Origin of the sequence: Alteromonas sp. BMJM2, assembly GCF_027257845.1 — a bacterium.
Lineage (GTDB): Bacteria > Pseudomonadota > Gammaproteobacteria > Enterobacterales > Alteromonadaceae > Alteromonas.
The window spans coordinates 17,410-39,960 of sequence record NZ_JAPVOT010000013.1 but is presented as its reverse complement, the minus strand read 5'-3'; the positions used below and the strand labels follow the sequence as shown (position 1 = coordinate 39,960).

Genomic DNA, 22,551 nt, shown 5'->3' with positions numbered 1-22,551 from the left:
ACCCGCTTTGTATTAGTTACGTATCATCCTCAATACAATCCGAATCCATAAAGTCAGAGGTGGGCAGTTGCATGGTCTGATAGCGAAGTTCGCCAATGAAGGCTCTTGCGGCAGGACCAAGTGCGTCGCCATCTTCAAAAGATAAATAAAGCAGTGCCTTTCTTAACGCCGCATTGTTATTAAGTGGTAACGGCTTTAACAATCCGCTTTCGAGCTCATTTTTTATAATAGCTATTGGTAGCCATGCAAACCCAAGCCCTTGAGCAATAATATCAACCGACGTTCTTATATGGCTTACGGTCCAGCGCTGCTCAGCGCCAAGCCAACCTGCGTCTACTTTGCGTTCTGCCGATGAATCACGAACTACAATTTGCCTGTGAGATTTCAAATCTTCGAGGGTTAGGGTGCGGTTGAGTTGATGAAGGGGATGGTCTTTATGTGCCACCGCCGCGAATTCTATTTCGCAAAGGTCCTCACTGAAACCACTGGGGTATAAGAAAGGAGAAATGCCAATGTCTACATTCCCGCTTGAGAGTAAGGTATTACTGCCGCTTAGCACCGTCTCTTCCAACTCGACGCGCAATAGAGGGAATTCCTCAGAAACTTTATTAAGCACATTATAAAGAAGGTGTGAGGGGAAAATGATGTCTACTGCTACTCGTAACGTGGTCTCGGTGCCTGAGCGAAGGCTATGCGCAATGGACTCTAGTTTCTGAGCCTCATCGAGAAGAAAAGTGGCTCTGCGATACATTACCTCTCCCTGAGGGGAGAGTTTGACCTTGCGACCACTGTTCTCAAATAGCACCACGCCTATGCCATTTTCTAGCTTTTGAACAGCATGATGGACACTGGATTGGCTTTTATGTACCACCAAAGACGCTTGATTAAAGCCGCCAGCATCCACCACGGCTTTAAACATTCTCCACTGCTCTAATGTCGACTTCAGCATACTTCAACCGTTCTTATATAAACAATAAACTCGAGTATATACAGTTCTTTGCATTTATGTGCGGTGAACTTGTTTGATGGTTGCTAACGAACAAGTAATAACAGATATATTTTCGTAGCCCATTTTTATGAGTTGTTCAGCAGAAAGCTTGGCTCGTGCCCCTGATGCGCAATGCAGGTAGATGGGTTTTGCTGCATCCTTTTCAAGCTCTAGCATTTTCATTTCCAATATGCCTCGTGGAATATGAAGTGAGGCGTCTACATGATTTTCTGCCACTTCCGCTGGCTCCCTAACATCAACTAATAGCCCTTGGTTAGTTTTCATTTCGTCTGCGGCCTCTTTTGCCGAGACAATTCGAATATCCACATCAATATTTTCTAAACGTGTTTTTACATCAATCAGCATTTTACTTTCCAAAAATTAATATAAGTATAAACTAATGTATAGTTATGATTTCTCTGAGACAAGATAATATCGCCATTTTAGCGTCTATTTTAATTGTTTTGTCAGAAAAGCTTATACTTTAGTATAATAAAGCGGTAGATTCGTGGGTAAAGTTAATGTCATTAGGAAGCCCTTATGTCTGAAGAAGTTGTGTTAAGCCCAAGCGAGATGATGGAACATTCTGCCGAAGCGGAATTTTTTCTAAAGCAATTTGCGAACAAGACTAGGCTCATGATCCTTTGTTCTCTCCTTAAGCAAGAGAAGTCTGTGTCTGAATTATTGCAAGTTGTTAGCGTTTCACAGCCTGTTATATCGCAGCACTTAGCATTGTTGCGCGAGTCCAATATGGTGGCGACGAGAAGGGAAGGTCAAACTATTTTCTATCGTTTGTCTGATGAAAGAGTGAAGCGCTTAATTGCGCTTATGTATGAATTTTTCTGTGAATAGAACAAGGGCGTGTTAATTTTTACTGCACGCCCACACTGCGTCCACTAATAAGCGGACGCAGTTTTTTTATGTTCGTTTTAAGTCTCAGTAATTTGCGCGATAAGTGCAGCAATGTAATGCCCATCACCTAACTTGTCATTATCCACTTCAGGGCGTTGTACCAAATCGTCATGATTTAAGTTTACCGCCACATGGTGTGCCGCCCAGTCAATTTCTTTAATGTCGCTAGGTAACAATGCCAAATGTTTGCCGCCTGGCAGCCAGTTGTTGGTATCCACTACTAGAATTACCAATTGCCATGTTTTCGTATCGATCAGAAAATCGCTAATGTGCCCTACTTTATCGTCGGTAGTCGCAACTTCATAACCATCTATTTCGCCGCATGCGCGCAAATGATTAGTTGAGTCTGATGGAAGCGCGCTCTCAGCCTCTTCATCGGTAGGGGAAGTCACCAACTCGTTAGGGTGTGCGTATTCCCCCCATGCTCCGGGACCAATCCAGTAATAGCCATAGCCAAAATACTTGAACAAATGCTCCTCATACTCTCTAGAAACCGGCTTGTGTTCGTCAATCGATGGGCTATTTTTAAGGGTGTCGACGGTCATGTCTACGTGTACGCTTTCCTCTTCAACATCAACCTGAGATACTGATACCGGAGATATCACTACCTTCCTGCTCAACGGTAACCAAGTGTTGGTATCTGCTACTAAGTAGCGTGTTGTATAGGTTTCATCGTCAAAGAGGATATCTTTTATGCCGCCAATCTTGTCATCTGTGGCATGTATAGAATATTGGGTGAGTTGTTTTGAACTTATAATCATCTTTGCGCCTCCTTTGCTCGGCTGATAAGAAAAAATAGGCTGCCGTTACGTTGAGCATGCATTATTTTCTCTATAATAAGTGTAGTCACTTCTACCTATAAAACATCATGTTTGTAATTTGTTCTGCTGACTTCTTGATTGAGATCATTTTACGCAAACGAAAAAGCCCGCAAATTTGCGAGCTTTTTTAATACGTTATGTTGAGGTTTAGGCTACATCGAACTCGTCGTCAGAGTAGGATTCATCATAATCCGCTTGATTACTAGCACTACTATGCAATGTAAAGAACTGCTTTCTTCCTCTTGCTAGCTGAACATACTTCGCCCACGTTTTTTCGATACTACCGGATGCTTGAGCTTTACCGTTTACAAACTTAACGAAATGCTTTTCGTCTGCTGTTTCAGGTTTCAAGTCACCGCTTTCTAGGCCAAGCAGAGTACTGCCGTAGGTGGTGAGAATATTTGCCTCGGAAATACTAAAATCTCCCGATTTTTTAAAGCCATAAGGAAACTTTCGACGATCTACAAAGGGTTTGCTTGAAGGACGAATCGCTGTGCTCATGATAATAGTTCCAACGTTGTTAATTCCACATCGCACTTGTAAATCATGTTTTTGCTGAGATAAAGCAAAAGTTTTTTTTCTTATCAATAAAAAAAAATGATTCACGATGCAGATAGCAAGACGTGTGGGTAAAAAGTAGATGCTATCGAACTTGCGAAACTTGAGTGAAATGTTTTTTTATTTTATGTAATTGAAATATATGCAGTATGTAGCTTAGTTGTCGATTTCTTCAGCACCGCTAATACTAGGTCGTACCCAAGGGTTTTAATGAGTAAACGTAAAAATAAGACCTCCTTTTTGAGAACAGAATTTGTTATCGCTACGATAATAAAATTTCGCTTTCATTTAAATTCTCCACAGTAATAATTACTTCGCAATTACAACGTAGAGACACTAATGAGCAAAGACTATCGTTTTCAAAGTGATGATTGGAATTCGGCAGACGAAGGCGAGTTTCATTCAAAAAAGCCCAATACGTTACGCGAGAAAAGTGTAAAGGCTATGCGAAAGCGCGCCATGTTGCGACGCGACAAACAGCGCCATTCCCATGATGAAACACAACACTAATTTCGTTTACCGTTTGTTGGAATAATATCGCGCTATCATTCGGTAGCGCGATACTGTGCTTTTTGCCTCAATTAACGTATCATTTAGCCAAATTTGGTTTTACATTACGCTGGTTGTACTGCAAGCATGGATATTCGCTTTCTCACCACTTTTATAGAGGTGACTAAAACACGCCATTTTGGCAAAGCTGCCGAAAACCTCTACCTTACTCAGTCTGCAGTAAGCGCCAGAATCAAACTCTTAGAAGAATATTTTCACACTACGCTCTTCATACGTCAGCGAAATAGCATTCAGCTTACCCAGTCGGGCGAAAAGCTGCTGCCTTTTGCTCGACAGCTTTGCGCTACGTTAAATGACGCAAAGCAGGAGCTGCAGGTGCAAAGTTCTGAATATGCGGTGTGCGGCGCCACGCAATTAGCAAGCGACTTGTTTTTACCACAAACACTCACTCACCTTCACAAACATTTTCCTGACTTCTCTGTGAAAGCAGACATACTCACGTTGGATGCGTTGTCACGCCAACTTCACGAGAGGGTGACAGACTTGGCTTTTTCTACAGAGCCTCTCAAATCAGAAGATGTTACCAGTGTAATTTTGTTTGAGCAGCCACTCGGTCTATATCGAGTTGGCGAGCCTTCTTCACAGATAAAGGCTGAAGAATTTGTGGCGATAGACTGGGGCGCAAAGGCAAGAGATTGGTTGCTCACCGCTTATCCGCAGCTGCGAGATGCAAAGTTACGCACAAACTCCCTTTCATTGGCGCTTAATAATTTATGCGCCGAAGGTGGAATTGCGGTATTACCGGTAAATGTAGAGTCACAATTAAGAGATAGGGCACCGTTAACGCTAATTGAGCCCATCGACGATATTTCATTGAAGGTTTACCTTCACACTATGAAACAAATAAGACGAATAGGATTGGCTGATATTATAACCAGCGTTTCTTCTATCGCCCCGAAATAAGTAGCGAGAAAAATATGTCATCATTACACCCAATGTTAGAGAAAAACGCGTTTCAACGTTTAGAGGCAAGCGTTGCCGAGATAAAATCACAGCAGAAGTTGTTTATTCTTAAAGATGAGCACGGTTGCGTCATGCTAACCACCGATGAAGACGACGGTGTGCCGGTATGGCCTGATGCTGAATTAGCCCTTCTTTGGGCAACGGATGACTGGGACCATTGTGAGGCGATGGAACTGACGACTGATGAATTTTTGACAAAATGGGTGCCTGGAATGACCCAAGACAACTTAATGGTTATTGTGTGCCCTGTGCCGGCAGAAGAAGGTGAAGTGATGTCTCCACAGGAGTTTGCTGAATCTTTGTAGGGTGATCCTCCCGTTCGATTTACCGTTTACATGTTATGGCCTCGCACAATGAGGCCAAAGCCAAACACGGCATGTCACTGTCACAACTTCCTATTGTTTGCATTATTGTAGAGGTACAACACTTGTTAGAGCCAGGTATTGATGATTTATGGTTTGCTCCTTTAGGAGGAACGGGCGAAATAGGAATGAATCTAAATTTGTACGGACATAACGGACAGTGGCTAATGGTAGATTGCGGTGTATCGTTTGACGAGCCTCTCACCGCTCCCTACAAGCAAAACGCGCGAGCGTCAAAAACAACGCACAGAGTGGTTGCACCAGACCCATCCTTTATTGCAAATCAAAAAGATGCGCTTGCTGGTATCGTTATCACCCATGCTCATGAGGACCATGTTGGCGCAATCCCTTACCTTTGGCAGCGTTTTCAAAAGCCCATCTACACCACGTCGTTTACCGCCGAAGTACTTCGCAGAAAGCTGTCTAGAAGCAAGCTTGCCAATAAGATACCCATCATTGAAGTGTCGGCGGGCGATACGGTAACCATTGGCGTGTTCTCTGTTAAGTGGCTAGAAATAACCCATTCTTTACCAGAGCCATTTGCACTAAAAATTGATACACCTGCGGGGGCAATATTGCATACTGCAGATTGGAAAATAGACGCATCGCCGGTGACCGGTAAACCCTTCGAGCCAAAGCTCTACAAGCAACTAGCGAATGAAGATATTCTTGCCCTCGTAGGCGACTCCACCAATGCGAATAAGCCTGGCTTCTCCATTTCCGAGCGCAATTGCTACGACGGGTTGTTAAGCACCATATTGCCGCTAAAAGGTCGCGTAGTAGTAGGCTGCTTTGCAAGTAATATTGCTCGGCTTATTACTCTGGCAAAGATTGCACAAAAAACCGGTCGGTATATGGGCCTTTACGGACGCTCATTATTGAATATGTATGGTATCGCCCGCCAACAGGGGATTTGGCCTGATGATTTGCCTATTGCCGATGCACATCACTTAGGGTATTTGCCGCCTAAAGAAGTACTTGTGGTTGCAACGGGAAGCCAAGGCGAAAAAAATGCAGCCCTCGCTCGCTTTGCTCATGACACTCATCCTCATCTTCAGCTTGAGAAGGGCGATACCGTTATATTTTCGAGTATCGTTATTCCAGGCAATGAAGAGACCGTCGCTCGTTTAAATACGGCGTTTAAAGGGAAGGGCATTGGGACAATTCACAGCGAGGATAGCACGCTGCCCATTCATGCAAGTGGACACCCTTGTGCAGAAGAACTTAAACTTATGTACAACTGGGTACAGCCAAAAATAGCCATTCCGGTACACGGTGAACATAGTCATTTAATGGCGCATGCTGAGGTAGCGAAATCTGTAGGTATCATGAAAACCTATGTGGGCGAGAACGGCGATTTATACCGTTTAGCCCCTCAGCCAAGTATTCGACGAAATGTCATTCCTGTTGGTCGAGTGCCAGTGCAGCAAGAATAGAGCGCGGCTTCGCAAAATCGCGGCGGCTGGCTTCGCAAGTGTTTGATTAATCAACTACTTAATTCCATAACAAGGTGTATAACATGTTGGTTATATAGGCTGCCCATCCATCAATCATTCTGATACACTGCGTTTGGGAATTTACTTACTTCAACGACACTGGGTATGCATCGACACATTTTCGCCACATTTTGTTTATTGCTTGTCAGCTTTTTGTCTTTCGCAGAGCCTCGGATCCAAAACCCGGTCTTCCAACCACTGTCGACTAAAAATGGGCTACCTCAAGATGTTGTCAACGACATCGTTATCGATAAAGAGGGTTTTGTTTGGATAGCTACTGACGGCGGTGTGGTGCGCTGGGATGGTGTTCAAACGACTATTATCGATAATAGCGACAGTCTATTTTCAAACAGCTCCATTTGGAAGTTGACTGTTCAAGAGGACAAAGCCTTATTTGTGAGCGTTTATGGGCGCGGCATATACCGCGTGGACTTAGAAACGCAGGCTATATCACAACTCCCCGCAACACCTTACAAGTATTACAGTGAATATAATCAGCATGCCGAGTCTTTCTTTTGGCAAGATGACTCTCATCTTATCCTTGCCTTATCTGAAAAAGTACAGCGACTGAATGTAACAACCGGTGAGATAGAAGTGCTAGCATCGCTAACCGATAAGATGTTAGACGATTCTCATTCCATTCGATACGCAATGATGGTTGAAGACATACTGATTGTAGCAACCACCTTAGGTGTTTTTACCCGTAATACTCTTGACGAATCAACATTGCTGCAGCCCCTTGATTACCTAGACGGCATCGAGGCAGATGAAGATAATCAAAACGCAAAGTTCTTGATGCAGGATGAAAGTGACCGAATTTGGATCACCACGGTAAACGGGGTATTTAATTCAGAGCAGGACAGTTTTATTGCGCAGGTGCTAGACAACAAGCAGAGCCGCTTTGAGAAGGTACTCACAGGTCGCAATGTATGGACAATGGTTCAGTCTGAAGCCGACGCGTTTTGGATGGGTACAAACAAAGGGCTGTTTGAACTTAAAAGAACACAAGGCAAGTGGGTTTACGAACACATACTTCAGCCAAATAACGGCCGTTCCGAGCTGTCGGACAAAAAGATTTCGGCCATTGCGAAGACAGAAAGAGGTAATCTTTGGCTGAGCACCGTTTTCGCCGGTGCGTTGCACTTTGGAATACAAAGCTCAGATATTTACACTATTCAAAACGAACGAAGGTCTGGTGTAGATAGGTTGAGCGATAACGTGGTGTGGTCTTTTGCTGAGACATCTCCCGGTCAATTGTGGATAGGAACCGCTAACGGGATGAGTCGGTACGAGTTTGCCACGAAAACCTCGTCGCACTTTTTGAGAGAGGAGGTTGAAGACTCACTGTTAGGAACCAATTCCGTCGACCGAATTATAAGGACTCCAGATAACAAGTTGGTTCTGGAAAAATATGAGGGTATTCGGGTGTTTGACCCGGAAACTGGCAGCATTTCGGTGCCATCGGTAAAAGGGGGAGGAGATGCCAGTGTATTCAATGCGTGGGATTCGAACCCTGCAATAACTTCAAATGGCGTTATGTTTTTTACTGGGCCTACCGAGTTCTACACCTATGATTTCACGTCAGAAACGTTAGCGCCGCTGCCACTCGACCCAAGTATTTTTGACGTAAAATTCGACACATCCTTTCTTGGTGAATCTAAGTATCACAACGCTATGTTTTTTAGTACAGAAGGGGGCGTATGGTTACTTGACCTCACAACGTATGATCATCGCCTTGTGTACCGTTTTGCTGAGGGCGAGCGACTGAGCAATCAATCAGTGAGTTCTTGGGTGATAGATGATACGGGCGTACTGTGGTTGGCGCATAACGGTAGAGGGCTAGTTGGGTTAGACGCCGATACGTTTGAACCTTTATACACGCTGGATGAGTCAAACCTTCTGGTGACCAACATTGTTTATGGCCTGCAAAAAGACAGTGCGGGTAATATCTGGTTTAGTTCACACCAGGGGTTACATCGCTATGATCCTCGTGCAAGTGCGGTTCAGAATTTCATTTATGGCCGTGAACTTTCGGTATCGGAGTTTAACCAAGGTGCTTCTATTATCCTCAGTGACGGCAGGCTAGCTTATGGGTCTACCAGCGGTGTGGTTGTCTTTTCACCGGAGCAGCTAGACGTCTCTGATGAAGGCCAGACATTGGTGGGTAAGCAGACCGCGATTACTGGAGTATCAGTTGGAAAGCGTACACTTCCTCAAGGGCTGAAAAATCTAAACGGTCAGCATTTCGACCTCGCACACGACGACTTTGGCCTGACCGTTCATTTTTCTTCGCTCACTACATCAGGTATTGTCGAGACCAAGTATTATTATAAGCTACTCGATGGGAATAAACTTGTTTCCGAGGGGGTCACAGAAGATGCGAAAATAACCTTTGCGAACTTAGAGCCTGGGAAATACACGTTCTCTGTGGTTCCTACACCTGGCAGTTTCGAATCGAGCTATCGAGCGGCGCAAATATCACTGTTTGTGCCCTATGCGCCATATCGTTCACCTTTAGCGTACGCCGTTTACGGTGCATTATTGCTTTGCTTGCTTATTACCTATCTTTATTCTCGACACAAGTCGTTGACCCGGCTAAGAAAAGTACAGCAGCAAGTATCGTTATTTAGCGACGCGTTCAAACAAACCCGCGATTGGGTCATTATTTTTGACGAACACAAAAAGCTAGTGGCAGCAAACCCAGCCTTTGAGCACGTATTTGGCTTTAATCAAAAAGAGCCACTGCCAAAGCAACTAGAGCGACTTTACTTGCGCTACCCCGGCCTTAGTAGACAGCTTTCCGACAGGTTGACCGACATGCAGGGCGGCGATTTTTGGAAAGACGAGGGGGTAATTGATGGTGCCGATGGAAAACGCTACGACGTACTTATCGATATCACGGCGATTAGTGGTAACGGGCACATCCCTGAGCACTACCTTATTGTTATTTCAGATATCTCTGAGCAAAAACAGGCTGAGCGCAAACTACTCAAGATTGCCACCTACGACAGCCTTACTGGGTTAGTCAATCGCACATTATTGCTGGACCGCTTAGAGCATGCCATTGCTCTTGCTAGGCACCACGGTCATCGAGTTTCGGTGATGTTTGTTGACCTTGATAGATTTAAAGGTATTAACGATTCATTAGGCCACGACTACGGCGACAAGCTGCTTCGAATTGTAGCTAATAGAATGCGTAATTTAGTGGCCGATACAGGCACTGTGGCCCGCTTGGGAGGAGACGAGTTTGTTATTGTTATTGAAGAAGTTGATATAAATGACGATTTAAGCTCGTTTGTGGGGCAAGTAATTGAAGCGGTAGAAACACCTATATCATTGTCTAGCGAAGTGTTAAGAATATCCTGCAGTATAGGCGTTGCATTTTACCCAGATGATGCGCCAGAGCCTGCCGAGCTTATTAAGCAAGCCGATGTGGCCATGTACACCGCTAAAAAAGACACGCTTAATGGGTTTGCCTATTTTACAAATGATATGAATGAAAAGGCGAAAACCCGCTTAACCCTTGAAAACAAAGTTAAGCGTGCGTATTCAGAAGGCAGTTTTTTTAATCACTATCAGCCCATTATTAATGCACAGACAAAGCAAACCGTGGGTGTTGAATTACTCCTTCGCGGCAGGCTAGACAATCAGCCTTTGTACCCCGATCAGTTTATCCCCATCCTAGAGGAGCTGAGATACATCATCGAAGTTACTCGCAAAGCCATGTATCGCGCCGCTGAAGACCTCTCGACCTGGTATGAGGATGGCTTTACAGGCTTTATGTCTATTAACCTTTCAGCGCTGCATTTTAAAACTGAGTTTGATTTGCACAGTGTCTTTAGTTTATTAGAGCAATTTGGCTTGCCAAAAGAAGCCTTTCGTTTTGAGATAACGGAAGGGGTATTGATGGACGACACGGATAATGCACTGCATCAAATTCAACGATTTGTCGACGCAGGGTTTATTTTAGCCCTTGATGATTTTGGTACCGGCTATTCATCGCTAAGCTACTTGAAGCGCTACCCGTTATCGGTGCTTAAAATTGATAAAAGCTTTGTTAATGAAATGGCGCCTGGCAACGCCAATGAGGCGCTGGTTGCAACCACTATATCGCTGGCAAATAGCTTGAACATGAGCTGCGTGGCAGAGGGGGTAGAAACCCACGAACAAGCGGTTGCACTTCTTGATAAAGGGTGCGTACTTCATCAAGGTTATCACTACGCTAGGCCCGCGGCAGCAAATGAAATAACGTCATTCCTCATCAAAAATTGGGGGTAGTGCGCTGATTAAGCGTATTTTTTATGCCAGCCGCCTCATAATAAAATCATAGACGCTACTATAAAAAAACTAAATTGGGGTCTGTATCACCCGTTCTACGTAGGGTGTATTGTAAACGCCTGTTTAAAAAGCTTGTCATTCAATTAAAAATAAGGCTTATTATACTTCTGTGAAATCATTGTAAAAATGAGCTACATTATAACAACAAATGAGTGACCTATGCCGCTAGATATGACAGCAAACGCAAACAGCACGGAAGTAATTGAATCGCCATTGAGCATGTTGTACCACTGGGAAAAAAACCGTGGTGACGAAGTGTTTCTTACTCAGCCCATTAAAGGAGAGTACCACGACTACACGTGGAGCCAAGTTGCCAATCTTGCGAGAAAAGTGGCAACCCGCCTTTGTGAAATGTCGCTACCTTCGGGAAGCCGCATTGGGATTTTTTCTAAAAATTGTGCCGAATGGTTCATTACCGATTTAGGTATTATGATGGCGGGACATGTGTCCGTGCCTATTTTCTCAACTGCTGGCCCAGACACAGTGCAATACGTATTGCAGCACGCCGATGTTCAGCTTTTATTTGTGGGCAAGCTAGACAATACCGAGCAACAAGTAGCGTCTATTCCATCATCGTACAAAACGGTCGCTTTTCCTTATCCGAATATTACGGTTTCACAGCAGTGGGATGAATTTATTGACTGTGAACCACTGAGGACATCGCCCGTTCATGATATGGACGATGTGATGACAATCATCTATACCTCGGGCAGTACCGGTCAGCCGAAAGGGGTTGTACATACTTACAACACAGCATGCTGGGCGGCCAGACGTTCGTTGGACCAACTTGGAATTAACGAGAACGATCGCACCTTAAGCTATCTACCACTCGCTCACATTACTGAACGTGTTCTCGTGGAGTTGTCGAGCTATTACAGTGGTGGAAAAATTCATTTTGTTGAAGATTTAGCCACGTTCCAGCGCGATGTAACCCATTGTCAGCCTACGCTATTTATTTCTGTACCTCGTTTATGGACGAAGTTCCAAATGGGCGTGCTGGCTAAAATGCCTCAGAAGAAGTTAGATACCTTGTTGAAGATCCCAATCTTGAACAAGATTGTGGCGAAGAAAATACGCAACGGTTTGGGTATAAACAATGCGAGACTATGGGCAAGCGGCTCAGCACCGCTAGCGCCTGCCGTTATTGAGTGGTTCGCTAAAATAGGTATCAACATTTCCGAAGGATGGGGAATGACTGAAAACAGTGCCTATGGAACCGGCAGTGTACCCTTTAGGCACGATAAAATTGGCTGTATCGGCAAGCCTTACGACGGTGTGGATATCCGCACCTCTGAAGAGGGCGAAATACAGGTGCTATCACCGTGTAATATGATTGAGTATTACTTAGAGCCAGACAAAACCGCTGAGGTATTCACCGAAGACGGCTACTTGTGTACCGGAGATAAGGGTGTAATTGATAGCGATGGTTACGTTAAAATAACCGGTCGACTAAAAGATATCTTCAAAACTGCGAAAGGTAAGTATGTTACTCCAGCGCCAATTGAAGCCAAGTTCATGGAAAACCCCATTGTGGAGCAGGTTTGCGTAACAGGAACAAACTTACCTCAGCCAGTAGCGCTGCTGGTGCTTAGTGAAGGTGCGCAGAAAAAAGACAAGTCGGCGGTAGAGGCTAGTCTCAAGAAAACCTTCGAGGCGATAAACGCGAAGCTTGAGAGCCATCAAGTCATGGATAGGGTGGTTATAATGAGCAATGAGTGGAGTATTGAAAACGATTTGCTTACGCCTACCTTAAAAGTGAAGCGACACGTATTAGAAGAGCGATTCGTTGATATTATTCAAGGTGATTATACCAAAAAGCTTGTGTGGGTTGATGCCTAAGCAGCCTATGTTGGTGTGTGTTATCAACCTAGTTGATATTACTCGTTAACAAATAGTTGTTAGTAACATTTCCAAAAAAACAAAAAATGGCGCCATTTAAAAGGCGCCATTTTTGTTGGTTACGAGTTATTTACTCATTACTTGCTCTGATAGCGCGCTTGCAGCCCTTGGTAAACCAAGTCACTGAATTCTGGCTTCGACAAGTCTAATGCATTCATTACTTCAACAAGGTGTTCATTGTCTTCGCGACCACTCCATTGTTTAACATATGTCCCTTCTTTATAGCCATTATCCTGACGGAAAAAGTTAAGTACATTCTTGCCAACGTACTGACGGTATAACTCGTCAACAGACATGTCACATTGTTCAACAATATGCATAAACAAAGGAACACTAAAGCGCTTCGCTGCACATAAACCCGTCATTAGTTCTAAGTTATCAAGCAAAGACTGTTGGGTTGCATCGTAGTTTTGATTGTCGAAGGCTACTACTGTTTGACCACTGGCAAGTTCTGCTGCAATACTTTTTGCAGAAGCGTCAACGTCACCATTAGCATCGATAATGCACGCACTTAATGCGAAATGCCAAATGTCTACAAGTTCCATCTGCAGCTGTGGTAAGTCTTTGTGTTGTGCTTTCCACCATTTCCAGCCGTGATGCTCTATGGCTTCAACCGACTCAACCATGGCGGCGCGCAGGTAACCATAACCCGCATTTAACCAGTCTGGGTTCACTTTTGCATTCATCTTGTCTTGAAGCGAAAGCATTGTTGCTAGCTGCTGTGCATTTAACATTGTGGCTCCTGATAACCTAATTTTAATCTGTATGCGATGGCGCAAAGTGTACTGGAAGCCAGCGTGTGGATAAATAATTATTTGAATGAAGCATGATGCTGCTACTCGGAGTTTGCGCAGTTCAAGAGAAGGGAAGCGTGTTACACATTGGTGCGGCTGCACCAAAATTAATCTAAAGTCTTAGGTTGATGGAATAGGTTTTGATTTAAATTATTGATTTATCAAGTTTTTAAAATTGGCATCTTATCTGCTTTGTTAATAACGTTAACTGAGCTGTGCAATAACACATCGTTTAAATGAGTGCCAGGCAACACGCATTTGAGCGGCAATTGCGCAGCCCGTAAACCTTACCCATACAGAATTTTCGTGTCCTGAGGTCTGTATGGGTTTTTTTTCTCTTTTTTCCTGTTTTTCCCCTTTATCGCCCCCTCACAACAATACCAGTCCGCATAAATAATTGCCCACTCAGAAGGCGCTGGCAAGTTTCCTAGCAAAGCGTGGGAATGCAGGAATGGCTATTCCCTTTCAAATTCCCAGAATGAAGTTAGGAAACTTGCCAGACCTTCCCAAAGGGCGAGTTTAAAATGTCCGTACTCTTTGTTGTGCCACCTTGATGTAGAACCACTGCACCTGCGGTAACACGCCGCGATTACACACATTTTAAGTCTCGCTGAGTGGGTAATTATCTATGCAGACTGGTATAAGAAATAAAACACTTAACACTGCAGTTAATTGCGATACACTAATTCTCTATTAAAGGCCAACATGCCCTCGTATGTATAAGATAGGCTAACTGCCAGTCAAATAAAGGATTTTTAGATTGCTTGCGCTATATCCATCAAACAAATTAGAGCATCTTAGTTTTCTGCTTACTTCGTTACTTGAGCGACAACCCTCTTCAGTATTCTCCCCTGAAACTATTCTTGTTGAAAGCCCTGGTATGCAGCATTGGGTAAGCATGCAGCTGGCTCGAGAGCAGGGAATTGCAATGAATCTTGATTTCCCTTTGCCTGTAAGGTTTATGTGGAATACAGCCCGGGTGGTGTTAGGCAATGAAAAGGTGCCTCGCCAGTCTCCTTATCGACGAGAGGTACTTACCTGGCGTATAGATAATATTCTGCAAGACGATGCCCTGATGACCACTGGTGCGTTTGAACAAGTGCGCCGCTATTGGTTAAGCGCAGGCAGTGAGCAAGAGCAGGGCGTTCAGCGTTTACAGCTCGCTACGGCCCTTGCCGATGTGTATGAGCAATACTTACTTTACCGACCAGACTGGCTTTTTGCCTGGGAAAATAACGAGCAGGTGGTGTTCGATGACATGGAATCGTGGCAGAGCGAAATTTGGCGCATTCTGACTAAAGAGCAGCCTCTGCATCCTGCTCGACTGCATAAGATGACCCTAGAAGCACTTTGCGAAGGGCAGCTGTCAACGAGTCTTCCCTCTCGCATAGTGGTTTTTGCTATCAACACCATGGCACCTCAACTCATTGCATTTTTTGATGCGCTGGCCGAACACATCGATATTCATATTTTTCATTTAAACCCTAGTGTTAACTATTGGGGTGATGCGAAGAGCGACAGCGAACTTGCGAAGCAACTGCGCATGGAAGGCGTCAATAAGTGGATGGAGAACGAGCAGAGTAATTCGTTGTTAGGGAACTTGGGGAAACAGGGGAGAGAGTTGTTTAACTTACTGACCGAGTTAGACACCTTTGAAATTAGTGCTTTTGATGCCCCCGAGATTGATGAACCCGAAATTGATGCCCTTGACGACGCCCTTGCTCAATCGACAAACGGTGAAAAAACAAACACTGAAGAGGCCAGTCTTACAGGCACTAGCTTAGCAGAAAAGCCTCAAGGCGATACCGCAGAACCGAAAAGCCTAGGCAGGGGACTTGCCCAGCGCAATTTGCTAAAGCGTATTCATAGCGATATATTGCAGGCCCTGCCTGCAAGCCCTATTCGAGTAAACGACCCTCAAGAAGCAGAGCAAGACGACAGTGTCACTATTATGTGCACTCACTCTGCGCTGCGTGAGGTGCAGGTGCTGCACGATCATCTATTACATTGGTTGTCACAAGATATCACGCGCACACCTTCTGATATTCTGGTGATGTGCCCAGCTATTGAAAATTATGCCCCTTTTGTCGACGCTGTTTTTCATCGAGTAGGCACTAAAAACCAGTACACTAATGGTACCACCCGTTTGCCATGTTCAATCGCCGACAGAAGCCCAATGGATACCGAGCCATTAATTGCCGCTTTTATGGCGCTGTTAGAATTGCCAGATAGCCGCTTTGGCGTGGCTGATATAATGGATTATCTACAGCTCGATTCTGTGCAGAAGCGCTTTAATGTTACGCAGGCTGATATCGATCAGATGATGGTATGGCTCGAGCAAGCTCATATTCATTGGGGGTTAAATGCCCAGCATAAGGCGTCCATATCAGAGGGCGTGACAAAGGAAAACACCTACAGCTGGTGGTGGGGGATTCGCCGCTTACTAATGGGCATGCTAGCACCAGATAGCGAAATGATTGTAGATGGATCGCTGACCATACCCGACGTAGAAGGACAAAGCGCGCTTATTTTAGGCAAGCTGGTACAGGTTATTGATTTACTTGGCCTGTTTGCAAACGAGCTCACTACACCGCGCTCGCCGAAAGCTTGGGCCCAAGATTTGCTGCAGCTACGTGATGCGTGCTTTGTGTCTACTAAAGATCAGGAGCAAAGCTGGGATTTAATCGCTAAAGTTGCCGCTGATTTATATGCGCGATGTAATGAAGCTGACTATGAACACGAGTTGAGCTTACGTCAAATTCGGGAGCTATTGTTAAGCCGCTTCTCCTCCCCAGATGCCGGAAACCACTTCATGACGGGGCAAGTAACCGTATGCTCTATGTTACCTATGCGCAGCATTCCGTTTAAGAAGGTATGTATTTTAGGGTTAAACGATAGCGAGTTTCCGAGAAAAGCAACGCCGCTTGGTCTTGATCTTATGGCGGGACCGAAAAGACGAACAGGCGATAGGTCACGAAGACTAGAAGACAGGTATCTTTTTTTAGAGGCAATCATCTCTACCCGAGAGAGCTTGTACTTAAGTTACCAAGGTAACGATGTAAAAAATAACAGCGAACGTCAGCCAAGTTTGGTGCTAGCAGAATTTCTCGATATGCTAGCAACAGGCTATCAGCTTGATACGTCGCACTTTGTAAAGCACGCGCCATTGCATCCCTTTAGCGAGGGTGCATTTACCGGTCAGCTTCCAAGCTATGAGACGGGTTGGCTTCGCTTGGCAGACGCATTGCAAAAAACCAATGCTTCACAGTCCCATGCTACCAAATCTTCACAGCCACAGGCTGAGGGTCAAGAATTAGATTCAGTTCAAAGCGCTTCTTTCGAAACAAAAACGAATGCCCAGACTGGCGATAAGCATAGCGCTAACGAAAACAGTAAAAGTCCGGATGAAACACGGCTTTCAACCATGCAGGTGGCGAGGGCATTTAAAGACCCTTTAGAATACTTTTCGCTGCAGCGCTTAGGGGTGAACCTATCTCAATCTTTCACCTTGCTAGATAACAGCGAGCCGTTTGAAACCAATGCGCTTGTGCGCTATCAAGTTCTAGACGCTATTTTCTCGGTGCCGCCTGGGCAACAGGAAAGCTCGCATCACGAACTGTCTTCAGAGCAGGTGGTTGAATTTGCTTCTTTACGAGGCGATATTCCGAATAACCCTGTGGCAAAAGAAGAGCTACAAATGTGGAAAGACGGAGCGCTAGCATTAACCCAGGCAATGGGCCCTCATGATGCTGCGGCAAAAAATGTCAGTTTCGTTGGTAAGCACATTACCTTCACCGCCAGCGCTTTTGAAGCTGCTGATAGCCTAGTTCTGCGAAGCGCCGGAAAAATTAACGACATAAGAGCACTGTCGTACTTTATGTCTCAACTCGTTTTTTGCGCCGACAGTGAAACCAGCACTCATCATGGCTATCCGTTGGATATTTATTATTGCGATTGGGAAAAAGGCGAAACAAAGTTGATGAAACGTCGCTTTGCGGCACTCGACGCTGCCACTGCTGAAAACATATTGTTATTTATTGAACAGCTATACATGGCAATATTCACTGCGCCAACGCCTCTTTACCGCAGCTTATATTCAGACCTAGTGCCAGGTAAGCGAAATTCTGACAGCAAAGCGATAGTGGGTGAGATTAAGCCTGAACATTATGACGATATTATCGCTACGTTACAGCAATCAAGCGCTACTGCTTTTGCATATCGCTTTGAAGATCATAGCTCTAATGATAGTGCCTCGGATGATAATAGCTCGGATGATACAAAAGGCAGCGAAACTGCGCCTGATGTTATTTCAGAAAAGGCACAACAAATCGTCGAGCGCAGTGGTGAGCTGTTCAATAGCATAGAGGCCGAACGTATACTTAAAAGCTGGCTGCAGTCCTCGGGGCAATTTAGTGCAGACATGGCAAATAACCCGTACCTGAAATGGCTTTTTCCCGATGGTATTTCATGGCAGAGCTTTCCACATATTGAAGGCTTTATTTTGTTTTCAATGGTGGCGAATTGTGCAGCGGAGGAACAGTTATGAGTGATGAACTTGCTAAAGGTACTCAAATACCAGGCAGTGATGGTTCAAGCACTGTGGCATCTCGACTGCTCGATGTGCCAAGTATGCCCCTGCACGGTAGACATCTTATCGAGGCCAGTGCAGGAACGGGGAAAACGTACAATATTACGCGGTTGTATTTACGCCTACTGCTTGAAAAAAAGCTAACGGTAAAAGAGATTTTGGTAATGACATTTACCAAGGCCGCCACCGAGGAAATTAAAGGTCGTGTAGCGGCAACGCTGCGTGAAGCTGCTAGCTTTTGGCAACAAGCAATAGACAATGAAGGTACCGCTTCTGAAAACATAGCATCTGAAAATGCAGATTCCAAAGGCTCGGATCCTAAAGGCATAGATTCTAAAGGCCCAGATCCTAAAGGAATGGACCCCGTTTTTCATCATTTACTGACCCACTGCAATCTTGAAGAAAGTTTGAGCCTACTCAGAGCCGCGCAGCTAGAACTTGATGAGGCATCCGTTTTCACAATTCATGGGTTCTGCCAGCATGTAATAGGGCAACTCGCCTTTAATAGTGGCTTTGCTATGTCACTGAATTTAAGTAAAGATACCAGCGACCTATACTTGCAGGCCAGTGAAGACTGGATAAGAAAAGTAAGCGGTGGTCACGACGGTTATACCGAAGACGATTTCTTGCTGCTGGCATCAAAAGGGTGGCATGTGCCTGAGCGTTTGCTAGGTGAATTTAATGCAAGTATCCGCAGTACGTTAACCCCTAATGTGCTTGATGAACACGCAGTAGAGGAGTCATTTAAATATAATTTAGAGAGTAACCCTGATACCCAACAGACTCAATTTGCGGCCTTCTTAACTGGCATAGAAGCCAATGAATCGCTATTACACGAGCAACTTATTAAAAGCCCTGCTCACAAAAAGGTACGCCCTGGCGAGCTTGAAGCCCTGAAATCGTGGTTGCGGCAGGGCGAGTATGTTGATGCACCTAGTGAGGCCAAAGCGTTTCTAGATAAAAGACGGTACTCTCGCAACACCTCTGGCGTTAAAGAACTGCTAAGCCCCATAAAAGACTTTACCAAAGCGATAGAAGTTGAGATTGAGGAAAGAGATAACACGTTGGCTCAGCTGCCTGTTTTTGCGCTAGTTAATGACGCTATTTCCTTTATAAAAGAGCGAGTGATAAAACAGAAAAAGCAGCGTGGGATCATTGATTTCGACGACCTCATTAATATGCTGGCTGATGAGGTGGCAAAACCTGACAATACGCTAGCCGCAGAGCTTCGCAAAAAATTCCCCGTAGCATTAATCGATGAATTCCAAGACACCGATGCCAAACAATACGCTATTTTAGACGCAGTATATCCTCGCGATTCTGATACCAACGCTTTAAGCACTAGCACCACAGATATTAACACCACGGAGATTAGCACCACGGAGATTAGCACCACAGAGACTAGCACCAAAACAAGTGCGCTCTTGATGATAGGCGATCCCAAACAGGCTATTTATCGCTTTAGAGGAGGGGATATTTTTACCTACTTAAAAGCGGGCAAACAAGCAGATTTCCGGTGGGTTATGAACACAAACTGGCGTTCTGTTAAAGGCATGGTCAGTGCGTACAATCGCGTGTTTTATGGTGCGCCGCTGTCGGCAGCTCATTCTGGTAATGTTTTCGGTTTTAATATTGACTACACGCAGGTGGAGTTTACTAAAAAGGCCGCTGCAGCGAAGCATCCGTTAAGCGACCCGTGTGAGCAGCGCAGTGCAATGAATTATGTGAGTATGTGCTTAGACGATAAGCAAGATACCAACACAATGCGCCGTAAAATGGCGCTGTGGATTGCACAAGAAATCTATCGTCTTCTCAATGAAGCCGGTTTTGATAATTCAAAGCCAGAAAGCGTTAATGATCAAAGCGGTGATGATCAAAACGCTGATGATACAAACTCGTCCGGCACCAATGACAGCAAGCCCGTTGCCCTTGTCACACCAGCCGCCCTTGTCACACCAGCCGCCCCTGTCACACCAGCCGCCCCTGTCACACCAGCCGATATTGCCATTTTGGTTAAAGACAGAACTGAAGCCAATGCAATAAAGTATGTGCTGCAGCAGCAAGGTTTGGCCTGCGTTTACTTAAGCGATCGCAGTAATTTATTTCTCACGCCAGAAGCCAAAGACATTCTGCGCTTGTTAAATGGCATTTGGCATGCCAGCGACAGCAGCAAAGTAGCGGCAAGTTTAGCATCGCCCTTGTGGGGCTATAGCCCTGAAGTACTGGTTGATTTACTGTATCACGAAGATGATGCGCTGTGGGATACTGCCTTCGAGCGGGTACTGTTACTGCGTGAACTGTGGCTGCAAAAAGGCTGTATGAGTGTGCTGCTTCACCTAATGCAAGAAAGCTACACGCCATACGGCGGGGAAGTAGAGCGAGCGCTAACCAATTATCAACACCTTGCTGAAGTCCTCGAAAAGGCAAGCACAACCCATCAAAGGCCTGAGCAATTACTCGATTGGCTGCACAAGCAAATACACCAGCCTGAGTCAGATGAAGAGATGACGCTGCGTTTGGAGAGTGACAATCAGCTTATCCGTTTAGTGACACAGCACGGCTCTAAGGGGCTAGAGTATCCCATTGTGTTTATTCCATTTGCTACTGGCTATAAAGATCCAGCAAAAAACGGCAAATCGATGTCGCAAATACTGACGTACTATGATGAAGACAAACAAGGGTTACAGCTGCAGTTAGGGCAAACCAAGCAAGCCATCGCAAGAGTGCGTGCTGAAGGGGCCGCAGAAGATATGCGACTGGCCTACGTAGCGGTTACTCGCGCCGCCCACCGCTGTTATATGGGAGTTATTCCCCTTGATGGTAATGAAAAAAGTGCACTAGCGCGAGCCCTAGGAGTTAGTAACGATAGCGCCGATAGCGCCGATAGCGTCTGTGATTGGCAGGGTGTGCTCGACACGGTGAGCGGGGAAACTGACGCGTATACGTGTCATATCAGCGCCGATGAATTTGACCTTAAATACACCAGTTTCACCCTTGATGAAACTAGCCAAGATCTCTATGCACTTCAATTTACAGGTACCCACAGTGAAGATTGGCGGTTATATTCGTTTTCGGCCCTAAGTAGGCTGACAACGCAAGGAAACATACCGGTTGCCAATCAAAAAGCGCATACGGTACCTGTACTTCAAACTGTTCGTGACGAAGAGTTCTCAATAGATGGGCTATCTAGCTTTGGCGACAGATTTACTAATGAAGCAGCGGATAAACCTACTACGACGAATATTGAAGAGGCGCACCGCTTGCGCTTTACGTTAACTAAAGGCGCAAGCGCCGGTAATCTTTTACATGATTTGTTAGAGCTTAATGACTTTAGTGCGCCCACGTGGGATGAACATGGGCCTGAGTTGGTCAGTCGTTTTGGGCTAGAGGAGGACAAGGTAAGTTCACTGTACGACTGGCTAGAGGAAGTACTGCAAACACCGCTTTACCCTAACACAAGCCTTGCGTTAAGCGACTTAACGCTTAACCAAACCCTAAGAGAGGCTGAATTTTATTTTCCCATGAACGACAGTAAATGGGCGGGGCTAAGCGAGGTTTTACGTGCTCATAGGGCAAAGGTGGCCATTGAATACAACGCTCAGGCGTTGACAGTGCCTCACCTTATGACAGCCAATCTTGCGGGAATGATGCACGGCTTTATCGATTTGTTGTTTGAACATGAAGGCAAATATTACGTGGCCGACTATAAGTCTACGTGGTTAGGCGATGACATCGCAAGCTACAGCCCCAGTGCATTGTTTGAAAATAATCAGCATCATCTTTATGACCTGCAGTATCTTATTTATTGCCTTGCGCTACATCGGTATTTAAACAATACGCTTGCAGATTACCAACCAGAACGCCATTTTGGGGGAGTATATTACTTGTATCTGCGTGGTATGCACCCAGAGAACCAAGAAGGGGAAGGGGTGTTCTTTACGTCTATCTCTCAAGAAGTGCTGCATTCGCTAGACAGCATATTTGACGGCGACGATACGGTCATGGCTCAAACAGCTAATAGCAGTGAGCCCGTTACTGGAAGCAAGCCAGAACACACACCGGAGCATACTATTGATGATAAGACGGAGTATTCGCCGTCTCATTCGCAGGATCAAAAGCTGAAAAAAACACTGAAAGAAAAACCAGTGAAAGGCGAAGCAGGTCATCAGCAAAGTTTTGGGTTTGATTGATGAAAGTGTCTATTGAAAAGAGCGACGCAAACCATGAGTGAAAAAAATAAGGCTAGTGGTGATAAGGCCCAA

At 45.1% G+C, this 22,551-nt stretch carries 14 protein-coding genes; 9 read left to right on the top strand and 5 right to left on the bottom strand.

What is annotated here, in order from left to right; genetic code table 11:
* Positions 1 to 16 precede the first annotated feature (16 nt).
* Together O9X84_RS13750 and O9X84_RS13745 are read right to left on the bottom strand one after the other, a co-directional pair.
* Positions 17 to 949 carry a LysR family transcriptional regulator gene (locus tag O9X84_RS13750; protein WP_269520287.1) on the bottom strand — a complete coding sequence of 311 codons (933 nt, stop codon included), beginning with the start codon at positions 947 to 949 and terminating at the stop codon, positions 17 to 19.
* A 54-nt stretch (positions 950 to 1,003) separates the two neighbouring features.
* Entirely contained in the window at positions 1,004 to 1,354 is a 351-nt protein-coding gene (locus O9X84_RS13745; RefSeq protein ID WP_032096622.1) for a rhodanese-like domain-containing protein, read from the bottom strand.
* A 174-nt stretch (positions 1,355 to 1,528) separates the two neighbouring features.
* Here O9X84_RS13745 and O9X84_RS13740 point away from each other — a divergent pair, with 174 nt between their 5' ends.
* Entirely contained in the window at positions 1,529 to 1,840 is a 312-nt protein-coding gene (locus O9X84_RS13740; protein ID WP_032096621.1) for an ArsR/SmtB family transcription factor, read from the top strand.
* 77 nt (positions 1,841 to 1,917) lie between these two features.
* On the opposite strand, the gene O9X84_RS13735 is transcribed toward O9X84_RS13740, so the two are convergent.
* The gene (locus O9X84_RS13735) at positions 1,918 to 2,661 is read right to left on the bottom strand and encodes a PRC-barrel domain-containing protein (protein ID WP_269520286.1); all 744 of its coding nucleotides are present in this window, start codon (positions 2,659 to 2,661) and stop codon (positions 1,918 to 1,920) included.
* A gap of 207 nt (positions 2,662 to 2,868) precedes the next feature.
* The gene (maoP, locus tag O9X84_RS13730; RefSeq protein ID WP_269520285.1) at positions 2,869 to 3,222 is read right to left on the bottom strand and encodes a DUF413 domain-containing protein; all 354 of its coding nucleotides are present in this window, start codon (positions 3,220 to 3,222) and stop codon (positions 2,869 to 2,871) included.
* A gap of 396 nt (positions 3,223 to 3,618) precedes the next feature.
* Between maoP and O9X84_RS13725 the strand changes: the two genes are divergently transcribed.
* From O9X84_RS13725 to O9X84_RS13700, 6 genes are all read left to right on the top strand, one after another.
* Positions 3,619 to 3,789 carry a hypothetical protein gene (locus O9X84_RS13725; RefSeq protein ID WP_269520284.1) on the top strand — a complete coding sequence of 57 codons (171 nt, stop codon included), beginning with the start codon at positions 3,619 to 3,621 and terminating at the stop codon, positions 3,787 to 3,789.
* A 126-nt stretch (positions 3,790 to 3,915) separates the two neighbouring features.
* A complete protein-coding gene (locus tag O9X84_RS13720) occupies positions 3,916 to 4,752 on the top strand; it encodes a LysR family transcriptional regulator (protein WP_269520283.1) in 837 nt (278 codons plus the stop codon).
* A gap of 14 nt (positions 4,753 to 4,766) precedes the next feature.
* Positions 4,767 to 5,117 carry a DUF2750 domain-containing protein gene (locus tag O9X84_RS13715; protein ID WP_269520282.1) on the top strand — a complete coding sequence of 117 codons (351 nt, stop codon included), beginning with the start codon at positions 4,767 to 4,769 and terminating at the stop codon, positions 5,115 to 5,117.
* A gap of 122 nt (positions 5,118 to 5,239) precedes the next feature.
* Positions 5,240 to 6,610: a ribonuclease J gene (locus O9X84_RS13710; RefSeq protein ID WP_269520339.1), complete on the top strand. Its 1,371-nt coding sequence runs from the start codon at positions 5,240 to 5,242 to the stop codon at positions 6,608 to 6,610.
* A 165-nt stretch (positions 6,611 to 6,775) separates the two neighbouring features.
* On the top strand, positions 6,776 to 10,948 hold the full coding sequence (locus tag O9X84_RS13705; protein ID WP_269520281.1) for an EAL domain-containing protein: 4,173 nt from the start codon (positions 6,776 to 6,778) through the stop codon (positions 10,946 to 10,948).
* Between the two features lie 219 nt (positions 10,949 to 11,167).
* Positions 11,168 to 12,847 carry an AMP-binding protein gene (locus O9X84_RS13700; RefSeq protein WP_269520280.1) on the top strand — a complete coding sequence of 560 codons (1,680 nt, stop codon included), beginning with the start codon at positions 11,168 to 11,170 and terminating at the stop codon, positions 12,845 to 12,847.
* Positions 12,848 to 12,984: 137 nt separating this feature from the next.
* Here O9X84_RS13700 and O9X84_RS13695 read toward each other — a convergent pair whose 3' ends face one another.
* Entirely contained in the window at positions 12,985 to 13,641 is a 657-nt protein-coding gene (locus O9X84_RS13695; protein ID WP_032096615.1) for a dUTP diphosphatase, read from the bottom strand.
* 820 nt (positions 13,642 to 14,461) lie between these two features.
* Between O9X84_RS13695 and recC the strand changes: the two genes are divergently transcribed.
* Both recC and O9X84_RS13685 read left to right on the top strand, forming a co-directional pair.
* A complete protein-coding gene (gene recC / locus O9X84_RS13690) occupies positions 14,462 to 18,247 on the top strand; it encodes an exodeoxyribonuclease V subunit gamma (protein WP_269520279.1) in 3,786 nt (1,261 codons plus the stop codon).
* The gene (locus O9X84_RS13685; RefSeq protein WP_269520278.1) at positions 18,244 to 22,479 is read left to right on the top strand and encodes a UvrD-helicase domain-containing protein; all 4,236 of its coding nucleotides are present in this window, start codon (positions 18,244 to 18,246) and stop codon (positions 22,477 to 22,479) included. The genes recC and O9X84_RS13685 overlap by 4 nt, the downstream gene beginning before the upstream one ends.
* The last annotated feature ends 72 nt before the right edge of the window (positions 22,480 to 22,551 follow it).

Excerpts from the sequence above, each read along its gene's own strand:
- O9X84_RS13750 (WP_269520287.1), bottom strand. The coding sequence starts at position 949 with ATGCTGAAGTCGACATTAGAGCAGTGGAGAATGTTTAAAGCCGTGGTG.
- O9X84_RS13745 (WP_032096622.1), bottom strand. The coding sequence starts at position 1,354 with ATGCTGATTGATGTAAAAACACGTTTAGAAAATATTGATGTGGATATT.
- O9X84_RS13740 (WP_032096621.1), top strand. The coding sequence starts at position 1,529 with ATGTCTGAAGAAGTTGTGTTAAGCCCAAGCGAGATGATGGAACATTCT.
- O9X84_RS13735 (WP_269520286.1), bottom strand. The coding sequence starts at position 2,661 with ATGATTATAAGTTCAAAACAACTCACCCAATATTCTATACATGCCACA.
- maoP (WP_269520285.1), bottom strand. The coding sequence starts at position 3,222 with ATGAGCACAGCGATTCGTCCTTCAAGCAAACCCTTTGTAGATCGTCGA.
- O9X84_RS13725 (WP_269520284.1), top strand. The coding sequence starts at position 3,619 with ATGAGCAAAGACTATCGTTTTCAAAGTGATGATTGGAATTCGGCAGAC.
- O9X84_RS13720 (WP_269520283.1), top strand. The coding sequence starts at position 3,916 with ATGGATATTCGCTTTCTCACCACTTTTATAGAGGTGACTAAAACACGC.
- O9X84_RS13715 (WP_269520282.1), top strand. The coding sequence starts at position 4,767 with ATGTCATCATTACACCCAATGTTAGAGAAAAACGCGTTTCAACGTTTA.
- O9X84_RS13705 (WP_269520281.1), top strand. The coding sequence starts at position 6,776 with ATGCATCGACACATTTTCGCCACATTTTGTTTATTGCTTGTCAGCTTT.
- O9X84_RS13700 (WP_269520280.1), top strand. The coding sequence starts at position 11,168 with ATGCCGCTAGATATGACAGCAAACGCAAACAGCACGGAAGTAATTGAA.
- O9X84_RS13695 (WP_032096615.1), bottom strand. The coding sequence starts at position 13,641 with ATGTTAAATGCACAGCAGCTAGCAACAATGCTTTCGCTTCAAGACAAG.
- O9X84_RS13685 (WP_269520278.1), top strand. The coding sequence starts at position 18,244 with ATGAGTGATGAACTTGCTAAAGGTACTCAAATACCAGGCAGTGATGGT.